Genomic DNA, 25042 nt, shown 5'->3' with positions numbered 1-25042 from the left:
GCTCTTGGCCCAAGCTGCGCTTTCATCCGAGGGCGCTCGGCTTCGAATCCCGTCAGCCCGCGATCGCCGGATCCGCCCGCACCTCTTCCCAGAACAGACACGCGGCGTGATGCCCGGCGCCGACTTCGGCCAGCGGAGGCCGTTCCTCGGCGCAGACGTCCCGGGCGATCGGACATCTGGTGCGGAAGGCGCAGCCGGACGGCGGATCGATCGGCGACGGCGGATCGCCTCTCAGCGGGGTTTTTTCACGCTGCCGGGCGATCTTCGGGTCGGGGATCGGCGCGGCTGCCAGCAGCGCCTTGGTGTAGGGGTGCCCGGGATTGGCGAACACATCGCGGCGCGGGCCGATCTCCACCACGCGGCCGAGATAGAGGACGAGGATCCGGTCGGAGACGAGACGCACGACAGAGAGGTCGTGGCTGATGAAGATCAGCGTCAGCCCCATCCGCTGCTTCAGCGCCTTCAGAAGATTGACGATCTGCGCCTGGATCGAGACGTCGAGGGCCGAGACCGGCTCGTCGCAGACGATCAGCTTGGGCTCCGTCACGATCGCCCGGGCGATGCCGATGCGCTGGGCTTGGCCGCCGGAGAATTCGTGCGGATAGCGGTTGATCATCTCCGGCGCGAGGCCCACTTCCTCCATCACCTTTTCCACCCGCTCGCGCCGTTCCTTGCGCGACAGCGACGGTTCGGCGACCTTCAGCGGCTCGGCGATGATCTGGCCGACATTCATCCGCGGATCGAGCGAGGCCACCGGATCCTGGAAGATGATCGAGAGATCCCGTCGCGCCTTGCGCATCTCGCCGGCGGACAGGTCGGTGAGGCTCTTGCCCTGCCAGACGACTCGCCCCTCGGTCGGCTCGATCAGCCGGAGGATCGAGCGGCCGAGGGTCGACTTGCCGCAGCCCGATTCCCCGACGATGCCGAGGGTCTCGCCCTTTTCGAGGCTGAACGAGACGTCGCTGACCGCCTTGAGCTCGACATTCGGCGCAAACAGCGAGCGGCCGCGCAGCGAGAAGACGGTGGAGAGATGTTCCACCGAAAGCAAAGTCTCAGCCATCGAGCGTCTCCGAGGATCGTATGGCCTCGCCGGTCGCGGAGGTCGCGTCGATGAAGGGGAACCAGCAGGCGGCGCGGCGTCCGGGCTCGATCTCGGCGAGCGGCGGCCGCTCGCGGCGGCACTTGTCCTCGGCAAAGCGGCAGCGCGGATGGAACGGGCAGCCGCTTGGCGGGTGAATGAGATCCGGCGGCCGCCCGCCGATCGGCTCGACCGCCTCGGCGTCCCGGTCGACCCGCGGGATCGAGCGGATGAGGGCGGCGGTATAGGGCATGGCCGGCCGGGCAAAGAGCGCATCGACGCCGGCCTCCTCGACGATCCGGCCGGCATACATCACCACCACCTTGTCGGCGATGCCGGCGACGACGCCGAGATCGTGGGTGATCAGGACGAGAGCCGTGCCGGCATCGGCGGTCAGGTCGCGGAAAAGGTCGAGGATCTGCGCCTGGATGGTGACGTCGAGGGCCGTCGTCGGCTCGTCCGCGACGATCAGCTTCGGCCGGCACAGGAGTGCCATCGCGATGACGACGCGCTGGCGCATGCCGCCGGAGAGCTGGTGGGGATACTGTTCGATGCGCCGCTCGGCCTCGGGGATGCCGACGGTCTTCAGCATGGCCAGCGCCTGCGCTTCGGCCTCGCGGCGCTTCAATCCCTTGTGGACCTTCAGCGTCTCGGCCAGCTGGTGCTTGATCTTCATCGCCGGGTTCAGCGCCGTCATCGGGTCCTGGAAGACCATCGCCATGTCGGCGCCGCGGACCTTATCGAGCTCCCTCGGCGAGAGCTTGAGGAGATCGCGGCCCTCGAAGAGGGCTTCGCCGGAAGTCTCGGCATTGCCGGCGAGAAGCCCGAAGACCCCGTTGAAGGTCTGGCTCTTGCCCGAGCCGGATTCGCCGACGACAGCGACGGTTTCGCCCGGCTCGACGGTCAGGTCGAGGCCGTTCACCGCCTTCACCGTGCCGTCGGGCGTGGTGAAGCGGATGGTGTAGTCGGAGAGCGCGAGGAGGGCTTGGGTGTCCATGCGTGTCGCCATCACCATTACCGGTCCTTCGGGTCGAAGGCGTCGCGCAGGCCATCGCCGATGAAGGCGAGCGCGAGGAGCATGGTCACCAGCACGCCGCCGGGGAAGAACAGCAGCCAGTCGGCGGCGCCGATGGCGTCGGTGCCCTCGGAGATCAGCGTGCCGAGGGAAGTCAGCGGCTCCTGTACGCCGAAGCCGAGATAGGACAGGAAGCTCTCGGTGATGACGATCTCCGGAATGGTCAGCGAGGCGTAGATCACCACCGGGCCGACGAGGTTCGGCACGATGTGGCGCAGGATGATCGGGAAGCTGGAAACGCCCGCCGCCCGCGCCGCCTCGACGAATTCCTTCTCCTTCAGGGAGAGGGTCTGGCCGCGGACGATGCGCGCCATGGTCAGCCATTCGAGCAGGCCGATCGCGGCGAAGAGCAGGAAGACGTTCCGGCCGAACATCACCATGAGGAGAATGACGAAGAGGATGTAGGGAAGCGCGTACATGACGTCGACGAAGCGCATCATCGCGGCATCGATCCGCCCGCCGGCAAAGCCCGACACTGCGCCATAGAGGACGCCGACGAATACGGAGACGGCGGTTGCGATGAGCGCCACGAGCAGCGAGACCCGGGTGCCGTAGAGGGTGCGGGCGAGAAGGTCGCGGCCGTTCTGGTCGGTGCCGAAATAGTGGCCGCTCTCGATGGAGGGCGGCGCGGTGAAGGCGTTCCAGTCCGGCGTCTCGTAGTCGTAGGGGATCAGATAGGGGCCGAAGATCGCCGCGAGCACGATGAAGGCGAAGACGAAAAGCGCCGCCATCGCTGCCTTGTTGGCGCGCAGCCGCCGCATCGCGTCGCGGGTCACCGAGCGGGGTTTGCCGCGCGGCATCTCGTCGTCGCGGCCGATGAACGCGTCTTCCAGCGCTTCGCGCTTGCCGACGTAAAGGGTCATCGTTGACGCACCTTCGGATCGAGCCATGCATAGGCGAGATCGACGAGGAGGTTCAGAAGAACGATCAGCGCCATGTAGAAGATCACCGTGCCGAGAACCATGCCGTAGTCGCGGTTGAGCGCGGCGTTGACGAAATAGCGGCCGATGCCGGGGATGCCGAAGATCTGTTCGACGACGATCGAGCCGGTGAGGAGATAGCCCGCCGCCGGGCCGAGATACGAAACGACCGGGGTCAGAGCCGGGCGCAGCGCATGGTTGAGCACGACGCGCCGGCGGCCGATGCCCTTGGCCGTCGCGGTCTTGATGAAGTTGGAGTTCATCGTCTCGATCAGCGAGCCGCGCATCAGCCGCGAGATGCGGGCAATGTGCGGCAGGGCAAGCACGATCACCGGCAGAAGCAGGAAGCGTGGCGAGCCGTCGCCCCAGCCGCCCACCGGCAGCCAGCCGAGCCTGACGCCGAAGACCAGCTGCAGGATCGGTGCGACGAGGAAGTTCGGCACGACGAGGCCGGTCATGGCGATGGCGCCGATCATCCAGTCGGCCGAGCGGTTGTGATAGAGCGCGCCGTAAACGCCGGCGACGATGCCGCCGACGATGGCGAGGAGAAAGGCCGAGCCGCCGAGGATCAGCGTGTAGGGCAGGCCGATGGCGATCTGCCGCGCGACGGTGAAGTCCTTGGTGACGAAGGATGGCCCGAGATCGAGCTGGGCGAGGCGGCCGAGATATCGGAAGTACTGGACGATCAGGCTGTCGTCGAGATGGTAGTAGGCGCGCAGATTGGCCAGGACTTCCGGCGGAAGTGCCCGCTCCTGGTCGAACGGACCGCCGGGGGCGAGCCGCAGGATGAAGAAGCAGGCGGTGATCGCGATCAGAACGACCGGGATCGTCGAGGCCAGCCGCTTCAGGACGAAGATGAGCATGTCGGGATCGTCTCTGTGAATGGCCCGGGACTCGTCGATCGGCCCCGGTACGACACGGCGTGTCCGTCACCGCATGAAACGGCAGACGGGTCGAGGCAGGCCTCGCGCCTCGAACCCTACTCGGTCATCGACAGCCAGCGGGTGCGGTGCTTGTCGAAGACGTTGTCCTCGAAGCCCTCGATCTTCGGCGAGACGATGTTCTCCGACAGGTAGAAGTAGATCGGCAGCGCGGCATCCGCGTCGAGGGCAATCTTCTCCGCCTTCTCGAGCATACCGGCGCGCTGATCCAGATCCTGGGTCTTGGCGGCCTCGTCGAGCAGCTGGTTGTAATCCTGGTTCGACCACTGGCCGTAATTCATCTCGATACCGGACTTCAGAAGGTCGAGGAAGTTGACCGGGTCGTTGAAGTCGGCGAGCCAGCCGGCCCGGGCGACCTCGAAGGCGCCCTGGCGCAGATTGGCGTAGTGCACCTTCACCTCGGTGTTCTCAAGGCTGACATTGACGCCGAGCGGCTTCCACATCGCGGCGACGGCGACGGCGACGCGCTTGTGGTTGTCGTTGGTGTTGTAGCTGAGGGTGACGTTCAGCGGCTTGTCCGGGCCGTAGCCGGCCTCCTGCAGAAGCGCCTTGGCCTTTTCCAGGCGCTGCGGATAAGGCTCCTCCGCCCAGTCGAAGCGGGCGCCTTCCTCCGGGTAGTTGTTCATGCCGGGCGGCACCCAGCCGTAGGCAGCCGGCTCGCCCGAGCCGAGCACCTTCGGCCCGATGACCTCGCGGTTGACCGCCAGAGACAGCGCCTCGCGCACCTTGGCGTCGTCGAAGGGCGGCTTGGACGTGTTGAAGACATAGTAGTAGAGGCCGGCGAATGGGGCGAAGTGGCCCTGGCCCGGCAGGTTCTCCTGGATGAACTTGAACTGGTCCTTGGGATAGTCCGTCATCAGGTCGATCTCGCCGGCCTGATAGCGGCGGAAGCCGGCCGAGACGTCCTCCATCGACAGGAAGCGGACGCCATCGATGTCGAGCTTCTCAGTGCCGCCATGCCAGTGCTCGTTCTTGGCGGTGAGGACGTGGCTGCCCGGCACCCATTCGACCGGCTTGTAGGGGCCGTCGGTGACGATGTTGGCAATCTGCACCCACTCGTCGCCGACCTTGTCGATCAGATGCTTCGGCACCGGATAGGCGGTGTAGTGCGTCAGCAGGCTCGGGTAATAGGGGACCGGCTGCTCGAGGGTGATCTCGAGCGTCTTGTCGTCCACGGCCTTGACGCCGAGCTGGTCGAGATCGTCGATCTTGCCGGTGTTGATCGCCTCGGCGTTCTTGATGGGATACTGCAGATAGGCGTATTGCGCCGCCGTCTTCGGATCCATCAGCCGCTTGAAGGCGAAGACGAAGTCCTCCGCCGTCACCGGCTCGCCGTCCGACCACTTGGCGTCGTCGCGCAGCTTGAAGGTCCAGGTCAGGCCGTCTTCGGAGGTCTCGTAGCTTTCGGCGACGCCGGGGATCGGCTTGGCCTTGGCGTCTTCCGTGAACAGGCCCTCGAAGATGTCGCCCTCGACCCGGTCTTCCCAGTCGCCCGACAGCTTGTGCGGGTCGAGCGAGGTGACGTCGCCGCCATTGTACATGACGAGTTCCTTGGCGTGGGCGGAGCCCAAGGCCAGCAGGGTGGAGAGCGCCAGCGCGCCGGTGAAGGTCTTGAAGGAGAAACCCATATTCGCCTCGCAGATTGGTGGATGGCGCACCTGCTCGTGCACGCTGGACTTTTAATTGCTCCATTTTTCCGCGGTGAGTCCAGAGGGGGTGCACAGATTGCGGACGTGCCCAAACGGAAGGCAGAAGCTTGCCGCGGCAGGGAAATCAGGCGTAATCGCGCGATTTCGGCCGGCACCGTCGTCAGTTGGCGACGTGTACGACGTCCTGTGGACAACTTCAGTTGATCGTATCGGCCATGGTCAGACGGCCCGCTCGTCCGTGTCGATCTGACGATGCTCACCCTGGGCGGGCAGGCGAGGCGGATCGCCGCTGCCGCTGCGGGGCCTGAACTTTCGCGCCGGCCGTCTTATATCTGCCAACGAGATCGGCCCTTCGTACCCGCGCGACGACGGGCCCTTGCGAGCTGCCCCTGCGCCACGATCTGCGCCGGGCGGCGGCCGTCCAGAAATGTCAGGAAATACGAATGTTCTCGAAATTCGAGAGGATGGTCGACGCGTTCCCGGAGGGTGAGCTCAATGCCCCGCCACCAAGGACGCTCGCCGGTTTCATCTGGTTCTTCGCCAAGCCGGTCTGGCCGCTGCTGCTCGCGATGGCCGTTCTGACGGCGGCGATCTCGGTGATCGAGGTCTCGCTGTTCGGCTTTCTCGGTAACGTCGTCGACTGGTTCGGCGACACGGCGCCGGACCAGTTCCTCGCCGAGCGCGGCTGGCAGCTGGCACTGATGGGGATCGTCATCCTGGTCGCCCTGCCGGGCATCCAGCTGATCGACGGGCTCGTCAATTTCCAGGCGATCTTCGGCAACTTCCCGATGCGCTTCCGCTACACCATGCATCGCTGGCTGCTCGGCCACTCCCTGAGCTTCTTCCAGGACGAGTTCGCCGGCCGGGTCTCGCAGAAGCTGATGCAGACGGCGCTTGCCGTGCGCGAGACGGTGATCAAGTCGATCGACGTCTTTCTCTACGTCGCTGTCTATTTCACCGGCGTGCTCATCGTCGCCGCGGCGTCCGACTGGAAGCTGGCGCTGCCCTTCGTCGGCTGGCTGGTCCTCTACGCGGTGATGCTGCGCTGGTTCATCCCGCGGCTCGACAGGGTGGCTGAGCGCCAGGCCGATGCCAGGGCCGAGATGACCGGCCGCATCGTCGACGCCTATGCCAACGTCCAGACGGTGAAGCTCTTCGCCCATACGAGGCGGGAGGCGGACTATTCGCGCGCCTCGATGCAGGGCTTCCTGACGACCGTCTACGGCCAGGGCCGGCTGATCACCCTCTTCGTCGTGGCGCTGCAGACGCTGAACTCGCTGCTTCTCTTTGCCGTCGGCGCGACTGGCATCGCGCTCTGGACGAATGGTCTCGTCACCGTCGGCGCCATCGCCGCCTCGGTCGGCCTGGTCCTGCGCATCCACGGCATGTCGCAGTGGATCATGTGGGAGGTCTCGGCGCTGTTCGAAAACATCGGCACCATCCGCGACGGCATGGCGACGCTTGAAATCCCCCATGCCATCACCGACAAGCCCGAGGCGCGGCCGCTCGCCGTGCCGAAGGGCGAGATCCGCTTCGACAAGGTGTCGTTCCACTACGGCAAGGGCGGCGGTGTGCTGCGCGACTTCGACCTCAACATTCGCCCGGGCGAAAAGGTCGGCCTCGTCGGCCGTTCGGGCGCCGGCAAGTCGACCATCCTCAACCTTCTCATGCGTTTCCACGACGTCGAGGGCGGCCGTATCCTGATCGACGGCACCGACCTTCGCGACGTGCCGCAGGAATCCCTGCGCGAAAAGATCGGCATGGTCACCCAGGACACCTCGCTGCTGCACCGCTCGATTCGCGACAACGTCCTCTATGGCCGGCCGGCGGCGAGCGAGGCGGAGCTGAAACGTGCCATCGCCCGCGCCGAGGCGACGGACTTCGTCGCCGAGTTGCGGGACCGGGACGGCAGGGCCGGCCTCGACGCCGAGGTCGGCGAGCGCGGCGTCAAGCTCTCCGGTGGCCAGCGCCAGCGCATCGCCATCGCCCGCGTCATGCTGAAGGACGCGCCGATCCTGCTTCTCGATGAGGCGACTTCGGCGCTGGATTCCGAGGTGGAAGCCGCCATCGCCGAAAATCTCTACCGGCTGATGGAGGGCAAGACCGTCATCGCCGTCGCGCACCGCCTGTCGACCATCGCGGCGCTCGATCGCCTCGTCGTGCTCGACAAGGGGGCGATCGTCGAGGAGGGCAGCCATGCCGAACTCGTCGCCCGGGGCGGCCTCTACGCCTCGCTCTGGTCGCGGCAGGTCGGCGGCTTCCTGCCGGTCGGCGAGAACGACGATTCGGACCCGGCGTCGGCCATGCGAGCCGCCGAATGATGGACCGCCTGCTCCAGCGCTTCGAGAACGTCCTCGACCCGTTCGAGGACGATGCCGGTCCAGATCCGGACGGGGTTTACCGCACCGGTCACCTGAAGCCGCTTCCCGCCGACACCAACGCCTTCATCTGGCACTTTGCCAAGCAGGCGAAGGGGCCGCTCGTCGGCCTCTTGATCGTCGGCGGCCTGACCGGCGGCGTCGAGGCGCTGCTCTTCACCGGCGTCGGTTGGCTGGTCGACGCGCTCGGCCGCTCGACGCCGGAGACACTCCTGGCGGAGCATTTCTGGCTGATCGCCGGGCTGCTCTTCGTCACGCTGATCGGCCGCGCGGCGCTGCTCTTCGTCTCTTCGGTGCTGGAAGAACAGGTGATCAGCCCGAGCTTCTACAACCGCATCCGCTGGCAGAGCTATCGCCGGCTGATGGAGCAGGCCTATACCTTCTTCCAGAACGACTTCGGCGGACGGCTCGCCCAGAAGGTCCAGCAGGTGGGCGCGGCGACCGGCGACTTCATCACCACGATCCTGCAGACTTTCTGGTCCTTCGTCACCTTCATCTTCCTGACCGGGACGATCCTCGGCGCCATCGACTGGCGGATGGCCGTCGTCCTCGTCCTGTGGGCGGCGGGCTATGTCTGGATCGTCCGCAACCTCCTGCCGAAGATCCGCAAATACGGGCGCGCCTCGGCCGATGCCCGCTCCATCGTCTCGGGCAGGGTGGTCGACAGCTTCACCAACATCCTGTCGGTCAAGCTGTTCGATTCGTCCCGCAGGGAGGACGAATTCGTGAAGAACGGCTTCGTCCATCTCGTCGACATGACCCGCCGCTCGACCCGGGCGATCACCGAGGTCAGGACGGTCGTCGCCGTTCTCAACGGCTTCATGATGACCGGCGTCGGCATCATCGCCGTCGCCGGTTGGCAGGCCGGCTCGGTGTCGGTCGGGGGCGTCGCGACGGCGCTCGGCCTGGTGCTGCGGCTCAACCAGATGTCCGGCTGGATGATGTTCAACATCAACGGTCTCGTCCGCAACTACGGCACCATCCAGGACGCCGTGGCGACGATCACCCGGCTGCCGACCCTCGTCGACGCCCCGAACGCCCAGCCGCTGCGGGCGCATTACGGCGGCATCCGCTACGACGACGTCACCTTCCACTACGGCAAGGGCGAAGGCGTCATCTCGAAGCTCTCGCTCGACATTCGGGCGGGCGAAAAGGTCGGGCTCGTCGGGCGCTCCGGCGCCGGCAAGACCACCCTCGTCAATCTCCTCTTGCGGCTCTACGACCTCGAAGGCGGCCGCATCCTGATCGACGGGCAGGACATCGCGACGGTCACCCAGGATTCGCTGCGGGCGGCGATCGGCGTCGTCACCCAGGACACCTCGCTCCTCCACCGCTCGATCCGCGACAACATCGCCTTCGGCAAGCCCGACGCCGAGGACGACGAGGTGTTGCTCGCGGCCGAGCGGGCGAATGCCGAGGACTTCATCCCCGGTCTCCGCGATCCGAAGGGCCGCACCGGCTACGACGCCCATGTCGGCGAGCGCGGCATCAAGCTCTCCGGCGGCCAGCGCCAGCGCATCGCGATCGCCCGGGTGCTGTTGAAGGACGCGCCGATCCTCGTCCTCGACGAGGCGACCTCGGCGCTCGATTCCGAGGTCGAGGCGGCGATCCAGGAAAATCTCACCCGGATGATGGCCGGCAAGACGGTGATCGCCATCGCCCACCGCCTGTCGACCATCGCGGCGATGGACCGGCTGATCGTCCTCGACAAGGGCGCGATCGTCGAGGAGGGCAGCCACGAGACGCTGCTCGCCAGGAACGGCCTCTATGCCAGCCTGTGGCGCCGCCAGTCGGGCGGCTTCCTGTTCGGTGGCGATACGCGAGAGGACGAGAGCGCCGCGGCGGAGTGACCGACCGCGGACGGCCCCGTTTGGCGGGCGGATACACCATCCTCCCTCCGCGCGTATGTCACTCGGCCTGGATGCTCTTCAGATAGGCGACGATCGCCGCGGCCTTGGCCGGGGTGAAGATGAACTGCGGCATGTCCGGATGGCCCGTCGACAGGCCTTCGACCAGGGCTTCCTCGATCTGTTCGACGGGATAGCGCTCCGAAAGCGTGCGGAACGGAGGTGCCTCGGGGTGCGGGCTGTCTCCGGTCCGCGTGACGGCGTGGCAGCGGGCGCAGTTCTCTTCGAGAAGTCGTTGGCCGGCCGCCAGCTGCGACAGGTCCTCCGCCGCGGCCGTGAGTGCGCCGCCGAAGAGGAGGGCGCAGCCTGCCACCAGCCCCGACGCTCGACCGAATTTCGAGAATTGCGCTGTCATCGTGCCGTCTCCTCCTATGTCGAGGTGACGAAGTAGCGCCTCCTTGCCGCCGCCGCCTTGATCCCGGTCAAGGCGGCGCGAGCGGACACCGGCGAGGGATGAGGACGCGGCTGCCGATATGCGGGGGAGATGGGCGATGAAGGACGAGAGCCAGGCGAAGGTGATCGCCTTCCTGAGGCAAAGCGAACTCTTCGTCGACGATCCGGAGGCGATCGAGGAGGTCACGACCCACATCTCGCATCTCCTCCTCGGGCACGAGACCGCGGTGAAGCTGAAGCGGGCGCTGAAGCGTCCTTATGTCGATTTCTCGACGCCCGCGCTGCGGCTGGGGGCAGCCGAACGGGAGGTCGAACTCAACCGCCGCACCGCGCCGCATCTCTATCGCGGCGTCAGGCGCATCACCCGCGAGGCTTCAGGCGATCTGGCGCTGGACGGCGCCGGCGAACTCGCCGACGTGGTGGTCGAGATGGCCCGCTTCGACGAGGACACGCTGTTCGACCGCATGGCCGTCGCCGGAACCCTGACGGACGACCTGATCGAGAGCCTGGCGCGGCAGATCGCCGAGTTCCATCGCGATATCGAGGCAATGCCGCGGGAAGACGGCGCGGCACACATGGCCGGCGTTCTCGACGTCAACGAGGCGGCGCTTGCCGGCGGCGACGTCTTCGCGGAAGAGGCGGTCGAGAGCTTCAACGCCCGTTTCCGCCGGAAGCATGCCCAGCTGGCGGACCTCCTCGACCGGCGCGGCCGCGAGGGGATGATCCGCCGCTGCCACGGCGACCTTCATCTGCGCAACATCTGCCTCGTCGATGGCGAGCCGACGGTCTTCGATTGCCTGGAATTCGACGAGGATCTCGGCACCACCGATCTCCTCTACGATCTCGCCTTCCTCCTCATGGACCTCTGGCACCGCGATCTTCGCAGCCACGCCAACCTCGTCCTCAACCGCTATCTCGATCTCACCGGCGACGAGGGTGGCCTGCCGCTCGTGCCGTATTTCATGGCGGTGCGGGCAGCGGTGCGGGCCCATGTGGCGGCGACGGCTTCCGTGGACATGGAGGATGGCGCGGCGGAGAAGCGCGACGAGGCGAAGAGCTATTTCGATCTCGCTCTGACGCTTCTGGACGACAAGGCGCCGCTCCTCGTCGCCGTCGGCGGGCTCTCCGGCTCGGGCAAGTCCACCGTCGCCCGCATGATCGCGCCGGAGATCGGCCCGGCGCCTGGCGCGCGGACGCTGTCGAGCGACCGCCTGCGCAAGGCGCGCTACGGGGTTTCGCCGCAGACGCGGCTGGGTGCCGAGGCCTATGCGCGGGAGGTGACGGCGGCCGTCTATCGCGACCTGTTCGATCATGCCGTGGCAATCACCGAAGGAGGCCACGCTGTCGTCGCCGATGCGACGTTCTCGACGCCGCCGGAGCGCTCGGCGATAGAGGCGGCGGCGATAGAGGCGGGCGTGCCGTTCCGCGGCATCTGGCTCGACGTACCGGCCGAAGAATTGCTTCGCCGCGTCGGCGCCCGGTCCGGCGATCCGTCCGACGCGACGCCGGACGTCGTCCGCCGCCAGCTCGAAAGGGCGACCGGCGCGATCGGCTGGTCGTCCGTCGACGGGGAAGGCTCGACCGCATCGGTGCGGGACCGTGTCCTGTCGAAGCTGGAGAAGACGGGCGACGAGACCGCCGCTTGAAGGGGTCGCCCGAAAGGAGAGACGGTCGACGCAGCCACCTCGGTCTGACGTATCGCGGGTCAGCGAGAAAAATCTCTGGGGACGACGCTGCCTGAGACGCTGGGTCATGGACTTTTCGTCGCTTCTGCCCGCATCGCCAGTTTCGTCGGCCTCGCGCTGGGTGAGGGCTGCGATGACGGGAAGTCGATCGATGAAGAAAAGCATGGTGATGGGGGTGGTCGCGCTCGGCCTTCTGGCCGGTTGCACGACGACGGAGGAAGCCAACCAGGCGATCCAAGGGCGCTGGATCGGCCAGTCGAGCGACGCCTTCTTCGCTCAATACGGCCCGCCGGTCAGCGCCTTCGATCTGAACAACGGCGGCACCGTCTACACGTGGCAGGGCGGCGAGACCGAGCGGACCGTGTCGGCGCAATACCGGGACATGACCAAGCAGGAGCGCGAGTTCGAGGAGAAGCGGCGCGGCTCGACGATCATCAACATCGGCGGCAATATGGGAATGGATGCGACGCCCCCCGGAAAGGTGCTGCTCTCTCCGTCACGCACGGAACAGCTCGGCTGCGAGGCGCAGATCTCGACCAATTCGGCCGGAATCATCACGACCATCCGCACCAGCCGCGACACCGACGGCGAGGGCTTCAGCTTCTCGCGCTGCGCCGAGGTCTTCGGCGTCACCAGCTAGAGAATGATCCCGAAAAGTGGGAACCGGTTTTCGGGAAAGATCATGCTCCAACAAGAAGATTGAGCGGAAGGGTGAGCGAAGCTCACCTCATGCCGCTCTAACGGGAAGGCTGGCATTTCGGGCGGTTGACGGGTAGGGCGGAGCGAAACAGATTGTCCGCCCAACCCGAAGGATCCCCGATGACCCGCACCGACACCGAAGCCCTGATCCATCGCTATCTCAAAGCCTTCAACGCGGGCGACGTCGACACGATGCTGGCGCTGCTCGACGAGGACGTCGCCCACGACGTCAACGAAAGCGGCCGGGAGATCGGCCAGGAGAGTTTCCGCGTCTTCATGGCGACGATGCACCGCCACTACGACGAGACCCTCGCCGACATCGTCGTCTTCGCCTCCGAGGACGGCACGCGGGCGGCAGCCGAGTTCACCGTGCGCGGGCGCTACCGGGAGACGGCGGCCGGCCTGCCGGAAGCGTCGAACCAGGCCTATTCGATCCCCGCCGGCCAGTTCTTCTCGCTTGAGGACGGCAAAATTACCCGCGTCACAACCTATTACAACCTCAAGGCCTGGATCGCGGCCGTCTCGAAGGCGTGACGGGCGAGGGCGGCATGGCTGGAGCGACGGGCAACCTCTCTTTCGACGTGCTCTCGGGCGAAGGCATCGGGCCGATCCTCGACGATCTCGCGCGGCTCCGCATCACCGTCTTCCGGGCCTATCCCTATCTCTATGACGGCGATGCGGACTACGAGCGGGCCTATCTCGCCTCATATGCGAGATCGCCCGGCGCGATGGTGGTGATCGCGCGGAGCGGCGCGGGCGAGATCGTCGGCGCCGCGACGGCAGCGCCTCTCGGCGACCACCAGCCGCAGCTTTCCGAAGCCTTCCGCAAAAAGGGCATCGACCCGGCCGAGGTGTTCTACCTCGGCGAGTCGGTGCTTCTGGCGGACTATCGCGGCCGGGGCGCCGGCCATCGCTTCTTCGACGCGCGGGAACAGGCGGGGCGCGCCGGCGGCTATTGGATCGCCGCCTTCTGCGGCGTCGTCAGACCCGATGACCATCCCGCCCGGCCGCAAGGCTACGTGCCGCTCGACGGCTTCTGGAAAAAGCGTGGCTATGAGCGGATCGACGGCCTCGTCTCGCACATGCGCTGGCGCGACATCGGCGAAAGCGGCGAAACCGACAAGCCGATGCAGTTCTGGATGCGCCGGCTGGTCTAGGCTGACGGGAAGCGGACCTTTCGCCACCCTGCCGTCAGACTGTGCCGCCGCCCGATACTTTCCCCGTCGTCACAATCTGAATGCGAAATGAATGTCGCCTTCCGGCATCGTTCAGCGGCTCTTTGGCATCTTCAAATCATCGGCGGAGGAAAAGCGCCGAGACAGCGAAGCCCAAGGAGAAGCCCCCATGTTCCAGAAATTCGCAAAGACCCTCTGCCTCGTCGCCGCCCTCGGTGCCGCCGGCGCCGCCGCTCCCACCGCCGCATCCGCCGGCGATCTTCGTGCCACGATCTCGATCGGCAGTGGCGGCGTCGAGCTCGTCCGCCATCGCGGCCACGGCCGGCATTGGAACCGCGGCACCTGCACCCCGCGCCACGCGCTGCGCAAGGCCCGGCACTTCGGCATCCACCGCGCCCACATCCGCGGCGTCAACCGTCACTCCATCACGGTCGCCGGCCGCAAGCACCGCAGCCACACGCTGGTGCGCTTCGCCCGCGTCCGCGGTTGCCCGGTCATCGCCTATCGCTGAACGATTTCACCACGTCCTTCATGCGCCGGTCCGCCTCGGCTCTCCCTCAAGCCCGGACGGATCGGCGCGGAAGCGTCAACCCCCGCTGGCGTCCATGAAGGCCGAGACGAAGGCCGGCGCCGCCTCTGAAACTGCAGTGAGCGAGTAGCCGCCCTCCTGGACGATCACGGTTGGCAGCTTCAGGCGGGCGAGGATCTCCCCGACGCGCGGATAGGCCGCGCTGGTCACCGCCAGTTTCGACAGCGGGTCGGCCTGATGGGCGTCCCAGCCGGCGGAGACGACCAGCGCCTCGGCGCCGAACTCCAAGGCCCGCCTGGCAAGCGTCTCCACCGCCCCGAGAAAGTCGGCGTCGCCCGAGCCGAAGGCGAGCGGCAGGTTGAGGTTCGCGCCTTCGCCCGCGCCGACGCCGGTCTCGTCGCCATAGCCGAGGAAATGCGGGTAGTAGGCCGATGGATCGGTGTGCACCGATCCGAAGAAGACGTCGCCGCGGGTATAGAAGATCGTCTGCGTCCCGTCGCCGTGATGGGTGTCGAAGTCGAGGATCGCCACCTTGCCGAACGTCTCCCGCAGAAGCTCGGCGGCGATGGCGGCATTGTTCAGGAAGCAGAATCCCGAGGAGCGGTCGGGATAGGCGTGGTGGCCGGGCGGGCGGCAGAGCGCGAAGGCGCTGGTTTCGCCGGCAAGCACGGTTCTCGTCGCCGCGATCGCGCTCGCCGCCGAGGCGAAGGCTGCCGCGGCGGTGCCTTCAGTCATCGCGCAGGAGAGATCGCCGACATACCAGCCGGTCTGCCCGATGATGCCGGTGGTGCGCGGCGCCGGGCGTGCGCCGGAGGCCAGCGGCGAGGGCGCGTAGGGCCGGTCGGCGGCGAAATAGGGATGGACGTTGGGGATGACCTCCGGCCCGGCATTCGGCAGCGCCTGGAACCGCTCGAAGGCGGTGTCGAGGAAGTCGAGATAGTGCCCCGGATGCACCCTCTCGATCGCCGCACGATCCGCCGCCGGGGGCTCGTCTGCCGCCAGCCCCAGCCGCGCGAGGCTCTCGATCAGCGTTTCCGCCCGGTTCGGGTTCTCCAGCGGCCGCACGAGCTTGCCATGCACGCCGTACTGGGTCGGCTGGTGATCCAGTTGTGTCCCTGAGAAAAAGACCTTCATCGCTTGCCTCGTTCGGTTCCGCGTCCAACGCCGTTCAGACGGAAAGTGGCGTCTTCCCACAGGCGGAATATGCCATCCGGACCGGCTTGTCGTCCCGCTTTCGGGCGTTCGGCTTCTGGTGTTTCCAAGCCTTGGGCAGCCGGCGCACGTCGCCGCTTCGTCGGCCGTCATTCCAGCTTGCGCCTTGGGCCGACCGGGACTAGTTTCGCGCCGTTTGTCAAGGTGCGCGGAAGGAGTCCGGCACCGCGTTTTCCATCTGATGATCATCGGAGATCTGAAAATGGCGTTTCTTGCCGCCGCCCTCGATCGCGTGAAGCCTTCGGCCACCATCGCCGTCTCGCAGAAGGCCCGCGAACTCAAGGCGAAAGGCCGCGACGTCATCGGCCTCGGCGCCGGCGAGCCGGATTTCGACACGCCCGACAACGTCAAGGAAGCCGCGATCGATGCGATCCGCCGCGGCGAGACGAAGTACACGCCCGTCGCCGGCATCCCGCAGCTGCGCGAGGCGATCTCGCAGAAGTTCAAGCGCGAGAACGGCCTTAACTACAAGCCGGAGCAGACGATCGTCGGCACCGGCGGCAAGCAGGTGCTGTTCAACGCCTTCATGGCGACGCTGAACCCCGGCGACGAGGTGATCATCCCGGCGCCCTACTGGGTCTCCTATCCGGAGATGGTGGCGATCTGCGGCGGCACCTCGGTGTTCGTCGAGGCCGGCATTTCGACCGGCTTCAAGCTCACCGCCGAGGCGCTGCAGAACGCGATCACCGAAAAGACCAAGTGGTTCCTGTTCAACTCGCCCTCCAACCCCTCGGGAGCGGCCTATACCCATGACGAGCTGAAGGCGCTGACCGACGTCCTGATGCGCCATCCGCAGGTCTGGGTGATGACCGACGACATGTACGAGCATCTCGTCTATGGCGACTTCACCTTCGCCACGCCGGCACAGGTCGAGCCGGCGCTCTACGACCGGACGCTGACGATCAACGGTGTCTCCAAGGCCTATGCGATGACCGGCTGGCGCATCGGCTATGCCGGCGGCCCGCTGGAGCTGATCAAGGCGATGGACATGATCCAGGGCCAGCAGACGTCGGGCGCCTGCTCGATCGCCCAGTGGGCGGCCGTCGAGGCGCTGAACGGGCCTCAGGACTTCGTTCAGAAGAACAAGGCGATCTTCCAGGGCCGCCGCGACCTCGTCGTCGGCATGCTCAACCAGGCAGGCGGCATCGAGTGCCCGTCGCCGGAGGGGGCCTTCTACGTCTATCCGTCCTGCAAGGGGCTGATCGGCAAGAAGACGCCGGGCGGCAAGGTGATCGAGACCGACCAGGACTTCGTCACCGAGCTGCTCGAGGCGGAGGGCGTCGCCGTCGTCCACGGCTCGGCCTTCGGCCTCGGCCCGAACTTCCGCATCTCCTATGCGACGTCGGAAGCGCTGCTCGAGGAAGCCTGCTCGCGCATCCAGCGCTTCTGCGGCAGCCTCGACTGATCTCTTCGACGCAAGGACCGAGACAATGAGAGGCGGGTGGTCCCATGGGCCGCCCGCTTTCGCTTGCCAGGTCCTGACATTCTCAAAGCAGGATCCCCCGTCCCCTCCGGAGCCGGCCGCGTCCCGACCTCTTTGCGCACTGCGGCGAAGGCGGCCGCCGGGCGTCGTGTCGAGGCCAAAAAAAAGCCGGGTTCAAAAGAACCCGGCCAATCGTGGTCTCGAAAGACCGTATGGGAGGAAACAGCCAGACGGATCGACTGGGAGGAGGTGCCGATGCGTCCGACTGCGACCAACCTAGTTCGTCACGCTGCTGGATCAAATGCCGATCCGGCATGCCAGCTATGCATTTCGACGATAGCAATTTTTGATCGATACACGGAAAACACATAGAAATATCCAAACGATCGATAGAGCGTTTCTATCAAAGAGCCGGCGCCTATGCGCTGGGTGCAGATCGGGCGCCGGGCTGCGGTCCCTCCGCCGGCTTCCTCGGATCGATCGAATTTTCGCCGTTAACCCTCAGCCGTCTTCGTCCTGGCGATCGCCGGGAAATCCGCCGGGCGGTACTTACCCCAGTCGAGGGAAAGTCTTAATCTCCCGTTAACGCAATGCGATGGGGCGAGATCGCCTCGCCGTCAGTCCGTGAGGAGTCCCGCGTTCATGGGTGCATCGCAGTCTTACACCTTGAGGGGGCAGGTCACGCGGCTCGACGCGACGACGCGCATCACCCTGTCGGTCCTGGCGCTGGCCAGCGGCGTCTACACCTATCTCGGCGTCAGGGAGCTTCTCGACGGTGACGAGACGACGGTCTTCCTCGGCGCTCTCGTCTATTCCTCGGCCGTCTCGGTGGCGATCTACGCCTTTTGGTCCTACCTGATGCGCTTCATGCCGCATGTGCGCAGCGGCCGGCGCATGCTCTATCTCGCCATGGCGATCGGCTCGGCGATGATCATCGCCATGTCCTCCTGGCTGAACGCCGCGGCTCTCGCCGGCTCGGCGGCGCTCGAACAGCATCTCGCCGTCACCACCGAAGAATATCAGCAAAAGCTCAACGAGGCGCACGAGAACGCGCTGGCGGCCCAGAGCCTCCTGCCGGACATCCAGCTCGCTTCCCAGCGCTTCGCCGGGCTTTCCGAGCAGGAGGCCCGCTCCGGCGTCCTCACCGGAACTTCGGGCTCCGGGACGGTCGTGCAGCTTCTCCGCCAGATGTCGAGCCAGCTTTCCGGCCTCCAGGCCGAGATCGAGGGTTCGCGGCAGCAGGTCAAGACGCTGTTCGAACAGGGCGGCCAACACCTCGCGACCATGCGCAGGCTGGTCTCCTCGCAAGGGCCCGTCGCCGATCGCTCGAATGCCTATGGCGAGGAGGCGGTGGCGCTGTCGGGGCTGCTCACCTCGCTCGAGCAGACCTCGGTCGCCCCCGCCGTCCGCCGCGCCGCCGAGGATCTCGGCCGCAGTTTCATCGCCCCGATCTCCGACGGCACCGACGCCGACCTGCGCGATCGCCAGAGCCGCGTCGTCGGCACGATCGAGGCGGCGGTGAAGACCCAGAGCCAGGCGCTGGCGACGGCCGCCGACGAGATCCTGGCGCGGCCGAAGGTCGAGCCCTTGCGCTTCACCCCGCTGTCGGCGCCAGAGGCGGTCATCCGCTATGCCCGCGACTTCCTGCCGTCCTGGGCAGGGGCGATTTCGATCGATCTTCTGCCGGCGGTGCTGATCTTCGTCCTGTGCATCGTCCAGGACGTGATCCGCCGCGAGGAGGGCGAAGAGCTGGAAATGGGCGACATGAGCGCCGGAGAGATGATGCGGGCGCTGCGCATCCAGAAGAAGCTGAAGGCCGCCGAGCGTTACGACGAGCCGGACGAGCGGCATTCCTCGACTTATCACGGCGAAATCATGGGGCCGGATGAAGAGGACGCGGACATCGTCCAGCGCAATCGGCCGGCGGGAGCGACTCTCTTTCCCAAGACTGCGGCGCGGTAGGATGGACCCTGTCCCGCAGCGCTGCGCTTGGCGCCGGCATTTCCGGTAGGGGGTGGTAGCGTGATCGGTGACGAGACATCGCCGGGCCGGCTTGAGCGGCTGGTCCTGAAGCTGCCCGAGGGCTCGGTGCTGCGATTGGTCTTCCTGGCGCTGCTCGGCGTCGCCGGTGCGATGGTCGCTCTCGACTATCAGGACATGGCCGGCCGCTCGGCGGAGCGTGAGCGGCTGAGCCGCACCGAGCCGTTGCCGCTCAGGCGGCCGAGCCCTGGCGACCAGATCCGGCCCTATCTGCCGCGCACCATTCCGGTCGGCCCCGACCGGGGCGAGCCGACACTGCCGGGCTATGACGGCCCTGCCGAAGGCGAGGCTCTGGCAGCACCGATGCGCTTCTTCGTCGGCCCGGAAGGCGAAGCGACGGCGATCGGCCGGATCGAGGTAGGCACCGGTGAGGCGCTGCGCGAGTTCCTGGCCTCGCCCGCGGCCGAAGGCGTCGAAACCCTCGTCCTGCATTCGCCGGGAGGTTCGGTCGCCGATGCCATGGCGATGGCCCGCGATCTGCGCTCGCAGGATATCTCCACCCGCGTACCGGCCGACGGCTACTGCGCCTCGGCCTGCCCGCTGGTCCTCGCCGGCGGCCTGACCCGGCGGGCCGGGGAAAATTCCTGGGTCGGCGTTCACCAGGTCTATGCCGTGTCGGGCGCGGAGCCGGGACTGCCGTCGACGGTCGACCGATCGATCGCCGAGATCCAGGCGACGACCGCCGAGTGCCAGACGCTGCTCGCCGAGATGGGCGTCGATCCGGCCCTGTGGATCAAGGCGATGCAGACACCGTCGGCCAGCCTCTACGTGCTGACGCCGGAAGAACTGGTCGAATACCGTCTGGTCCGGCCATTGCCCGACGGCCCGAGCTTCGTCGGCCCGCCGGCGCCGTCCTATCCGCGATTCGAGCCGCCGACGACCGCCGAAGCCGAAACCGACGAGAAGGCGTCCACGGCAGCGCAGTCGAACGGATCGCTGCTTTGATCTGTGCCCGAGCGGGCGCCTCACGGGCCGGGCAAGCCGGCGCCGATGGCCATCCGGCCAGAGGGCGGCCTGAGCAACTCTTCCTCAGGCCGGCAGCGTTCAAATATGGCGCTCGATGATCTTCAAGCCGCGAAGCACCAGCAGCGTCACGATGACGGCCAGGATGCCGATCCGGAACTCACCCAGGCCGCAGGCGAGGCCGATCGCGCCCGAGAGCCAGAGGGACGCGCCGGTGGTGAGGCCACGGACCTCACCCTTTGCCTGGATGATCGCGCCCGCCGCCAGGAAGGCGACGCCCGAGGTTATCGCCCCGATCATTCGGATCGGGTCGGCGCGAACCTGATCGCCGTCGTAGAGGCCGACGAGGACCGTCATCAACAGCGTGAAGACGCAGGCGCCGACGCCGACGAGCATATGTGTCCTGAGGCCGGCGGAGCGCTCCTTGCGTTCCCGTTCGAAGCCGATCGCGCCGCAGAGGAGGGCGGCGAGGACGAGGCGGAGGGCATCGGTGCCGAGGGCCTCAAGATCGATGAAGCTGCCGAGGTCGCTCATGGCTGGAAGAGCGTATGACGGTAGAAATTGTTCCCCTTCAGAAGCACCCGACACGATCGCCCCAATGGTCCGACGTGCTTCCAAGCCAAGGCTCGCCGCCGACCGCCTGTCAAGCGCCCCTCGTTCCGGCCGATTCGGTCGCGGCCACCAGGAAGCGTTCGAGCGATCGCATCGCCGCCGCGCGAATCGGCTCGATCTCCATCAGCGTCTCGTGCCGCGCCCCCTCGATGACGTGGCTCTCGACCCGGTCGCAGTCGAGTGCCTGCATTGCCTCGGCGAGCTCGACGATCGCCCTGCCGCCGCGCGTCGCCGGATCCTGCGACCCGCCGAGAAGATGAATCGGCAGATGCGACGGGAGCAGCGACAACCCCGCTTTGGAGCCGGCCTCGAAGACCAGCCTGGCGATGTCCTCCATCATCGAGACCGTCGGCGTGAAACCGCACAGGGGATCGCGGATATAGGCGTCGACGGCGGCCTCGTCGTGGCTCAGCCAGTCGAACTCGGTGCGACGCGGCGAAACCGATTTCGCCCAGGCGCCGAACATGGCGCGGCGCGACAGGTCGCTGGCGACGTCGGAGCCTTTCAGCGCCTTCTCGGCCTTCAGGGCGAACCGTCCGATGCGCCGCTCGATACCGTGCGAGACGTCGGCGTTCCAGACGCAAAGGCCGGCAAGCTGGCGGCCGTAGCGCTCGCCGTAGTTCAGCGCGATCGTCCCGCCGAGGGAGTGGCCGAAGACGACGAGGGGCAGGTCGCCGAAGGTCTCCTCGGCATGAAGATGGACCGCATGGCAGTCCCGCAGCAGCTTCTCCGCGCCGCCCTTGGTCGCGAAGCGGCGCAGCGGCGCGTCGGGCGCCGCGGTCGACCCGTGGCCGCGATGGTCATGGGCGAGGACGTGAAATCCCAGCGCCGAAAGGTCGCGGGCGAAGCGGCCGTATCGGCCGGCATGTTCGGCAAGACCATGAAAGACGAGAACGGTGCCACGCGGCTCCCCCTTCGCCCGGGTCACATAGAGATGGAGCGTCGCGCCGGAGCGGCTTTCGATCGATGTCTGATGGTCGAAATCCACGGCTGGTCGGCTCCTTGAGTGTTTTGTCTCGTCTGCTCTACATAGGGCTCCCTTGAAGGCATCGCATGAGCTTTGTTCGTCGCCGCGGCCTTCCCAGGCGCGCGACGGCCGTTTACCCAGAGGCAGTATAACTCTAAACTGTAATCACAACGACACGGCCGCCCACTCGCACGCGCCCGGCCGATGCCAAAGGGGGGATCGAACGATGCGAATCCTGGTCTTGCCGGCACTCGTCGCCGGGAGCCTTTCCGGTTCTGCGGCCTTCGCACAGGAGCCGCTCGACGGCTATCTGATCGCCCGCAAGGACTGCAAGGCCACCGTTTCGATCCGCAATGCCGCCAGCGAAAGCGGTGCCAGGCTGGAGAGCGGCCGTGCCTATCATCTCATCGGCGAGAACCGGCCGAACGGCACACACTACTACGTCGTCGTCCCCGGCGCCGCGCCGGATCGGCGCTGGGTCGACAAGACCTGCGGCGACTGGGTGAAGCTGGTGGCGAGTGCCGACGCCTTCCGGCGTCCCGGTTCGGCCGGATCCATCGCCCTCGAGAGCGACGACGGCTCCAGCGGCGACTTTGCCGAGCCGGATGGACGAAAGGTCGAATCTGCGCCGGACGGTGGCGCGGCGCCTTCGGGCGCCGGCGGCAACGGCGAGGTCCCGCGCGACCTCATCCTCGCCATCAGCTGGCAGCCGGCATTCTGCGACACCCATCAGACCAAGGCCGAATGCCGGTCGCAGACGGGCGACCGCTTCGACGCCGATCACTTCGCCCTGCACGGCCTGTGGCCGCAGCCGCGCGGCGTCGAATATTGCGGCGTCCCGGCAAAGCAGAAGAGCGACGACAAGGCCAGCGACTGGGACAAGCTGCCGCCGGTCGAGGTCGATGCCGAGACCCGGGCGGAGATGGAGAAGGCGATGCCCGGCACGCAATCGATGCTCGATCGCCACGAATGGACCCGGCACGGCACCTGCTACGAGACCACCGCCGACGAGTATTTCGACGATTCCCTCGCGGTTCTCCGCAAGATCAATGCCTCCAAGGTCCGTGAGATCTTCGCCGGGGCCGTCGGCCAGACGCTCACCCGTCAGCAGATTCGGGGGGCCTTCGATCAGGCCTTCGGTCCCGGAGCGGGCGAGCGGGTTCGCATCTCCTGCTCGCGCGACGGCAAGCGCCAGCTGATCGGCGAACTGACCATCGGCCTCGTCGGGGAGATCACGCCCGATCCCGACGTTTCCGCCTTGATCGCCGCTGCCAAACCCACCGACGGCGGTTGCAACGAAGGCATCGTCGACGCGGTCGGGTTCCAGTAGGGACGAAGGGTCGATCGTCGGCGGCTCGCCGTCCACGCTGCGTTGATCAATTGGGTCAGGCCTGCCGCAGCAGCCCGGAGAGAAGGCTTGCGCGTTGGGAGCTAAAGCGAAATCGGGGAAAGTGTGCGAGAACGCTCGGAAAAGTTCTGCCGCGAATTCTGGTGAGCGCCCGCAGCCTTTCCCGTCATTGGCAACGGGCCGGGGTACTGGCGCCGGCCCAGCCTCATTGAGGTGCGCGCCAGAAGGTCGGCAGCTGATAGCCGTAGAGCGGCGTCGTCTCGGGATGCTTGATGAAGGCCCAGCGGGCGAGACGCTGCTCCGGCAGGTGAAACAGTGGCACGACGTAGTGGCCGGAGATCAGCACCCGGTCGTAGGCCCTGACCGCGGCGACGAAGTCCTCGCGCGAGCGGGCCGTGACGATGTCGTCGATCAAGGCGTCGATCGCCGGCTCGGCTGCGCCGGCGTAGTTGAACGAGCCGTTGATGTCCTTGGCCTTCGAACTCCAGCGATAGGTCTGCTCGGCACCCGGGGAGAGCGAGGCCGAATAGGAAGCGATGATCATGTCGAAGTCGAAGGCGTTCTTGCGGGCCTGGTACTGGCTGTCGTCGACGAGGCGGACGGTCGCCGCGATGCCGAGGCGGCCGAGCGTACGGGTATAGGCCTCCGCCATCTTCACCTGTTCAGGCGATTGGGCGAGAATCTCGAAGGTGAGAGGCTTGCCGTCCGGCCCGACGAGCCGGCGGCTCTCGAAGCGGTAGCCGGCCGCCTCGAACTGATCGAGGGCGGCGCGCATCACCTTGCGGTCCGAACCGGAACCGTCGCTGACGCTCGGCCGGTAGGTTCCGTCCATCACCTTGGGGTCGATGTCGTCCAGATAAGGGGCGAGCAGTGCCTTCTCCTTCTCGCCGGCCGGCCGGCCGAGGGCGGACAGTTCGGAATTCTGGAAGAACGAACCGGTGCGCTCGTAGGCGTCGTAATAGAGCGTCTTGTTGGCCCATTCGAAATCGAACAGCATCGACAGGGCCTGGCGCACCTTGCGGTCGGAGAAGATCGGCCGTCTCGTGTTGAAGACGAAGGCCAGCATGTTCGGCGGGGCGCCGGTCTTGAACGTCTCCTTGATGACCCGGCCATCGTCGACCGCGGGAAAGTCGTAGGCAGTGCGCCAGTGGTTGGGGTCGCCCTCGAGATAGATGTGGCAATTGCCCTTCTTGAAGCCCTCGAACTGCGCGTTGGTGTCGCGATAGTAGTCGATCACCACGGTGCCGTAGTTGAAAATGCCTTTGCGGATCGGCAGGTCCTTGGCCCAGTAGTCGGGGTTCTTCTCGTAGGTGATCTCCTGGCCCGGCTTGACGTCGGCGATCACATAGGGACCGGAGCCGATGACCGGCTTCAGCGTCGTCTGCTCGAAGGTTTTCTCGTCGAAGGCGTGCTCGGGCAGCACCGGCAGGCCGGCGATGAGCAGCGGCGTCTCCCTGTCGGCGGTCTCGTCGAAGGTGAAGCGCACGCCGTCCTCGCCGACCTTTTCGATCTTCACCGCCGGGCGCAGCCAGTTGGCATACATCGGCCGGCCGTGCTCGCGCAGCATGCGCACCGTGAACAAGACGTCTTCCGGGGTGATCGGCTCGCCGTCGGAGAACTTTGCCTTCGGATCGAGCCGAAACTCCACGAAGGAGCGCTTGTCGTCGGTCTCGACGGTCCTGGCGATCAGGCCGTACATGGTGAAGGGCTCGTCGGGCGAGCGCTCCATCAGCGGCTCGAAGACGAGGTTGCCGAATTCCTTGTCGAACCAGATGCCCCGCGCCGTCGTCAGCGCGCCGCGCACGATCACCGGGTTGAGATTGTCGAAATTGCCGAAGACGCAGTAGCGCATGGTGCCGCCCTGCGGGGCATCCGGATTGATGAAGGGACGGACCTGGAAATCGGCAGGCAAGGCCGGCTCTCCCTGCATGGCGATCGCATGGGCCGGCGCGGCGCGGGCGGCATCGGCGGCGGCAAGCGGCGCCGCTGCGAGGACGAGGGCGCAGACGGCGGCATATTGATTGCGCATCAAGGATTCCCGGTTTCGG

At 66.6% G+C, this 25042-nt stretch carries 21 protein-coding genes; 11 read left to right on the top strand and 10 right to left on the bottom strand.

Going from position 1 to position 25042, the window contains the following annotated elements:
• Positions 1-52 precede the first annotated feature (52 nt).
• From GTK09_RS13605 to GTK09_RS13585, 5 genes are all read right to left on the bottom strand, one after another.
• Positions 53-1060, bottom strand: a complete 1008-nt coding sequence (locus GTK09_RS13605; protein WP_163463716.1) for an ABC transporter ATP-binding protein — start codon at positions 1058-1060, stop codon at positions 53-55.
• The gene (locus tag GTK09_RS13600) at positions 1053-2075 is read right to left on the bottom strand and encodes an ABC transporter ATP-binding protein (protein WP_376768004.1); all 1023 of its coding nucleotides are present in this window, start codon (positions 2073-2075) and stop codon (positions 1053-1055) included. The genes GTK09_RS13605 and GTK09_RS13600 overlap by 8 nt, the downstream gene beginning before the upstream one ends.
• 17 nt (positions 2076-2092) lie before the next feature.
• Positions 2093-3016 carry an ABC transporter permease gene (locus GTK09_RS13595; RefSeq protein ID WP_163463714.1) on the bottom strand — a complete coding sequence of 308 codons (924 nt, stop codon included), beginning with the start codon at positions 3014-3016 and terminating at the stop codon, positions 2093-2095.
• A complete protein-coding gene (locus GTK09_RS13590; protein WP_163463713.1) occupies positions 3013-3936 on the bottom strand; it encodes an ABC transporter permease subunit in 924 nt (307 codons plus the stop codon). Before GTK09_RS13590 ends, GTK09_RS13595 begins: the two co-directional genes overlap by 4 nt.
• 116 nt (positions 3937-4052) lie before the next feature.
• Positions 4053-5642, bottom strand: coding sequence for a peptide ABC transporter substrate-binding protein (locus GTK09_RS13585; RefSeq protein WP_163463712.1), 1590 nt, complete (start codon positions 5640-5642; stop codon positions 4053-4055).
• Between the two features lie 464 nt (positions 5643-6106).
• On the opposite strand from GTK09_RS13585, the gene GTK09_RS13580 reads away from it, so the two are divergent.
• Together GTK09_RS13580 and GTK09_RS13575 are read left to right on the top strand one after the other, a co-directional pair.
• The gene (locus GTK09_RS13580; protein ID WP_163463711.1) at positions 6107-7984 is read left to right on the top strand and encodes an ABC transporter ATP-binding protein; all 1878 of its coding nucleotides are present in this window, start codon (positions 6107-6109) and stop codon (positions 7982-7984) included.
• On the top strand, positions 7981-9891 hold the full coding sequence (locus tag GTK09_RS13575) for an ABC transporter ATP-binding protein (protein ID WP_163463710.1): 1911 nt from the start codon (positions 7981-7983) through the stop codon (positions 9889-9891). Before GTK09_RS13580 ends, GTK09_RS13575 begins: the two co-directional genes overlap by 4 nt.
• A gap of 58 nt (positions 9892-9949) precedes the next feature.
• On the opposite strand, the gene GTK09_RS13570 is transcribed toward GTK09_RS13575, so the two are convergent.
• The gene (locus tag GTK09_RS13570; RefSeq protein ID WP_163463709.1) at positions 9950-10303 is read right to left on the bottom strand and encodes a c-type cytochrome; all 354 of its coding nucleotides are present in this window, start codon (positions 10301-10303) and stop codon (positions 9950-9952) included.
• Between the two features lie 136 nt (positions 10304-10439).
• On the opposite strand from GTK09_RS13570, the gene GTK09_RS13565 reads away from it, so the two are divergent.
• From GTK09_RS13565 to GTK09_RS13545, 5 genes are all read left to right on the top strand, one after another.
• Positions 10440-11987 carry a bifunctional aminoglycoside phosphotransferase/ATP-binding protein gene (locus tag GTK09_RS13565; RefSeq protein WP_163463708.1) on the top strand — a complete coding sequence of 516 codons (1548 nt, stop codon included), beginning with the start codon at positions 10440-10442 and terminating at the stop codon, positions 11985-11987.
• A gap of 190 nt (positions 11988-12177) precedes the next feature.
• Positions 12178-12666, top strand: coding sequence for a hypothetical protein (locus GTK09_RS13560; protein WP_246217897.1), 489 nt, complete (start codon positions 12178-12180; stop codon positions 12664-12666).
• A 179-nt stretch (positions 12667-12845) separates the two neighbouring features.
• The gene (locus GTK09_RS13555; protein WP_163463706.1) at positions 12846-13259 is read left to right on the top strand and encodes a ketosteroid isomerase-related protein; all 414 of its coding nucleotides are present in this window, start codon (positions 12846-12848) and stop codon (positions 13257-13259) included.
• A gap of 14 nt (positions 13260-13273) precedes the next feature.
• Positions 13274-13882, top strand: coding sequence for a GNAT family N-acetyltransferase (locus GTK09_RS13550; protein ID WP_163463705.1), 609 nt, complete (start codon positions 13274-13276; stop codon positions 13880-13882).
• Positions 13883-14069: 187 nt separating this feature from the next.
• A complete protein-coding gene (locus GTK09_RS13545; RefSeq protein ID WP_163463704.1) occupies positions 14070-14411 on the top strand; it encodes a hypothetical protein in 342 nt (113 codons plus the stop codon).
• 75 nt (positions 14412-14486) lie between these two features.
• On the opposite strand, the gene GTK09_RS13540 is transcribed toward GTK09_RS13545, so the two are convergent.
• Positions 14487-15563, bottom strand: coding sequence for a histone deacetylase family protein (locus GTK09_RS13540; protein ID WP_163463703.1), 1077 nt, complete (start codon positions 15561-15563; stop codon positions 14487-14489).
• A 280-nt stretch (positions 15564-15843) separates the two neighbouring features.
• Here GTK09_RS13540 and GTK09_RS13535 point away from each other — a divergent pair, with 280 nt between their 5' ends.
• From GTK09_RS13535 to GTK09_RS13525, 3 genes are all read left to right on the top strand, one after another.
• A complete protein-coding gene (locus GTK09_RS13535; RefSeq protein WP_163463702.1) occupies positions 15844-17046 on the top strand; it encodes a pyridoxal phosphate-dependent aminotransferase in 1203 nt (400 codons plus the stop codon).
• A gap of 660 nt (positions 17047-17706) precedes the next feature.
• Entirely contained in the window at positions 17707-19026 is a 1320-nt protein-coding gene (locus tag GTK09_RS13530) for a hypothetical protein (RefSeq protein ID WP_163463701.1), read from the top strand.
• A gap of 60 nt (positions 19027-19086) precedes the next feature.
• Positions 19087-20049, top strand: a complete 963-nt coding sequence (locus GTK09_RS13525) for a COG3904 family protein (RefSeq protein ID WP_163463700.1) — start codon at positions 19087-19089, stop codon at positions 20047-20049.
• A gap of 99 nt (positions 20050-20148) precedes the next feature.
• Here GTK09_RS13525 and GTK09_RS13520 read toward each other — a convergent pair whose 3' ends face one another.
• A complete protein-coding gene (locus tag GTK09_RS13520; protein ID WP_163463699.1) occupies positions 20149-20601 on the bottom strand; it encodes an MgtC/SapB family protein in 453 nt (150 codons plus the stop codon).
• A 109-nt stretch (positions 20602-20710) separates the two neighbouring features.
• Positions 20711-21667: an alpha/beta fold hydrolase gene (locus GTK09_RS13515; RefSeq protein ID WP_163463698.1), complete on the bottom strand. Its 957-nt coding sequence runs from the start codon at positions 21665-21667 to the stop codon at positions 20711-20713.
• Positions 21668-21872: 205 nt separating this feature from the next.
• Between GTK09_RS13515 and GTK09_RS13510 the strand changes: the two genes are divergently transcribed.
• The gene (locus GTK09_RS13510; protein WP_163463697.1) at positions 21873-22976 is read left to right on the top strand and encodes a ribonuclease T2 family protein; all 1104 of its coding nucleotides are present in this window, start codon (positions 21873-21875) and stop codon (positions 22974-22976) included.
• 223 nt (positions 22977-23199) lie between these two features.
• Here GTK09_RS13510 and GTK09_RS13505 read toward each other — a convergent pair whose 3' ends face one another.
• Positions 23200-24924, bottom strand: coding sequence for an extracellular solute-binding protein (locus GTK09_RS13505; RefSeq protein ID WP_163463806.1), 1725 nt, complete (start codon positions 24922-24924; stop codon positions 23200-23202).
• Between the last annotated feature and the right edge of the window lie 118 nt (positions 24925-25042).

Origin of the sequence: Jiella pacifica (assembly GCF_010500815.1) — a bacterium.
Taxonomy (GTDB): Bacteria; Pseudomonadota; Alphaproteobacteria; order Rhizobiales; family Rhizobiaceae; genus Jiella; species Jiella pacifica.
The sequence above is the reverse complement of the archived record's forward strand: the minus strand, read 5'-3'. Positions and strand labels throughout refer to the sequence as shown.

Bases quoted from the DNA above. Each gene is read 5' to 3' on its own strand.
- GTK09_RS13605 (WP_163463716.1), bottom strand. From the start codon at position 1,060: ATGGCTGAGACTTTGCTTTCGGTGGAACATCTCTCCACCGTCTTCTCG.
- GTK09_RS13600 (WP_376768004.1), bottom strand. From the start codon at position 2,075: ATGGACACCCAAGCCCTCCTCGCGCTCTCCGACTACACCATCCGCTTC.
- GTK09_RS13595 (WP_163463714.1), bottom strand. From the start codon at position 3,016: ATGACCCTTTACGTCGGCAAGCGCGAAGCGCTGGAAGACGCGTTCATC.
- GTK09_RS13590 (WP_163463713.1), bottom strand. From the start codon at position 3,936: ATGCTCATCTTCGTCCTGAAGCGGCTGGCCTCGACGATCCCGGTCGTT.
- GTK09_RS13585 (WP_163463712.1), bottom strand. From the start codon at position 5,642: ATGGGTTTCTCCTTCAAGACCTTCACCGGCGCGCTGGCGCTCTCCACC.
- GTK09_RS13580 (WP_163463711.1), top strand. From the start codon at position 6,107: ATGTTCTCGAAATTCGAGAGGATGGTCGACGCGTTCCCGGAGGGTGAG.
- GTK09_RS13575 (WP_163463710.1), top strand. From the start codon at position 7,981: ATGATGGACCGCCTGCTCCAGCGCTTCGAGAACGTCCTCGACCCGTTC.
- GTK09_RS13570 (WP_163463709.1), bottom strand. From the start codon at position 10,303: ATGACAGCGCAATTCTCGAAATTCGGTCGAGCGTCGGGGCTGGTGGCA.
- GTK09_RS13565 (WP_163463708.1), top strand. From the start codon at position 10,440: ATGAAGGACGAGAGCCAGGCGAAGGTGATCGCCTTCCTGAGGCAAAGC.
- GTK09_RS13560 (WP_246217897.1), top strand. From the start codon at position 12,178: ATGAAGAAAAGCATGGTGATGGGGGTGGTCGCGCTCGGCCTTCTGGCC.
- GTK09_RS13555 (WP_163463706.1), top strand. From the start codon at position 12,846: ATGACCCGCACCGACACCGAAGCCCTGATCCATCGCTATCTCAAAGCC.
- GTK09_RS13550 (WP_163463705.1), top strand. From the start codon at position 13,274: ATGGCTGGAGCGACGGGCAACCTCTCTTTCGACGTGCTCTCGGGCGAA.
- GTK09_RS13545 (WP_163463704.1), top strand. From the start codon at position 14,070: ATGTTCCAGAAATTCGCAAAGACCCTCTGCCTCGTCGCCGCCCTCGGT.
- GTK09_RS13540 (WP_163463703.1), bottom strand. From the start codon at position 15,563: ATGAAGGTCTTTTTCTCAGGGACACAACTGGATCACCAGCCGACCCAG.
- GTK09_RS13535 (WP_163463702.1), top strand. From the start codon at position 15,844: ATGGCGTTTCTTGCCGCCGCCCTCGATCGCGTGAAGCCTTCGGCCACC.
- GTK09_RS13530 (WP_163463701.1), top strand. From the start codon at position 17,707: ATGGGTGCATCGCAGTCTTACACCTTGAGGGGGCAGGTCACGCGGCTC.
- GTK09_RS13520 (WP_163463699.1), bottom strand. From the start codon at position 20,601: ATGAGCGACCTCGGCAGCTTCATCGATCTTGAGGCCCTCGGCACCGAT.
- GTK09_RS13510 (WP_163463697.1), top strand. From the start codon at position 21,873: ATGCGAATCCTGGTCTTGCCGGCACTCGTCGCCGGGAGCCTTTCCGGT.
- GTK09_RS13505 (WP_163463806.1), bottom strand. From the start codon at position 24,924: ATGCAGGGAGAGCCGGCCTTGCCTGCCGATTTCCAGGTCCGTCCCTTC.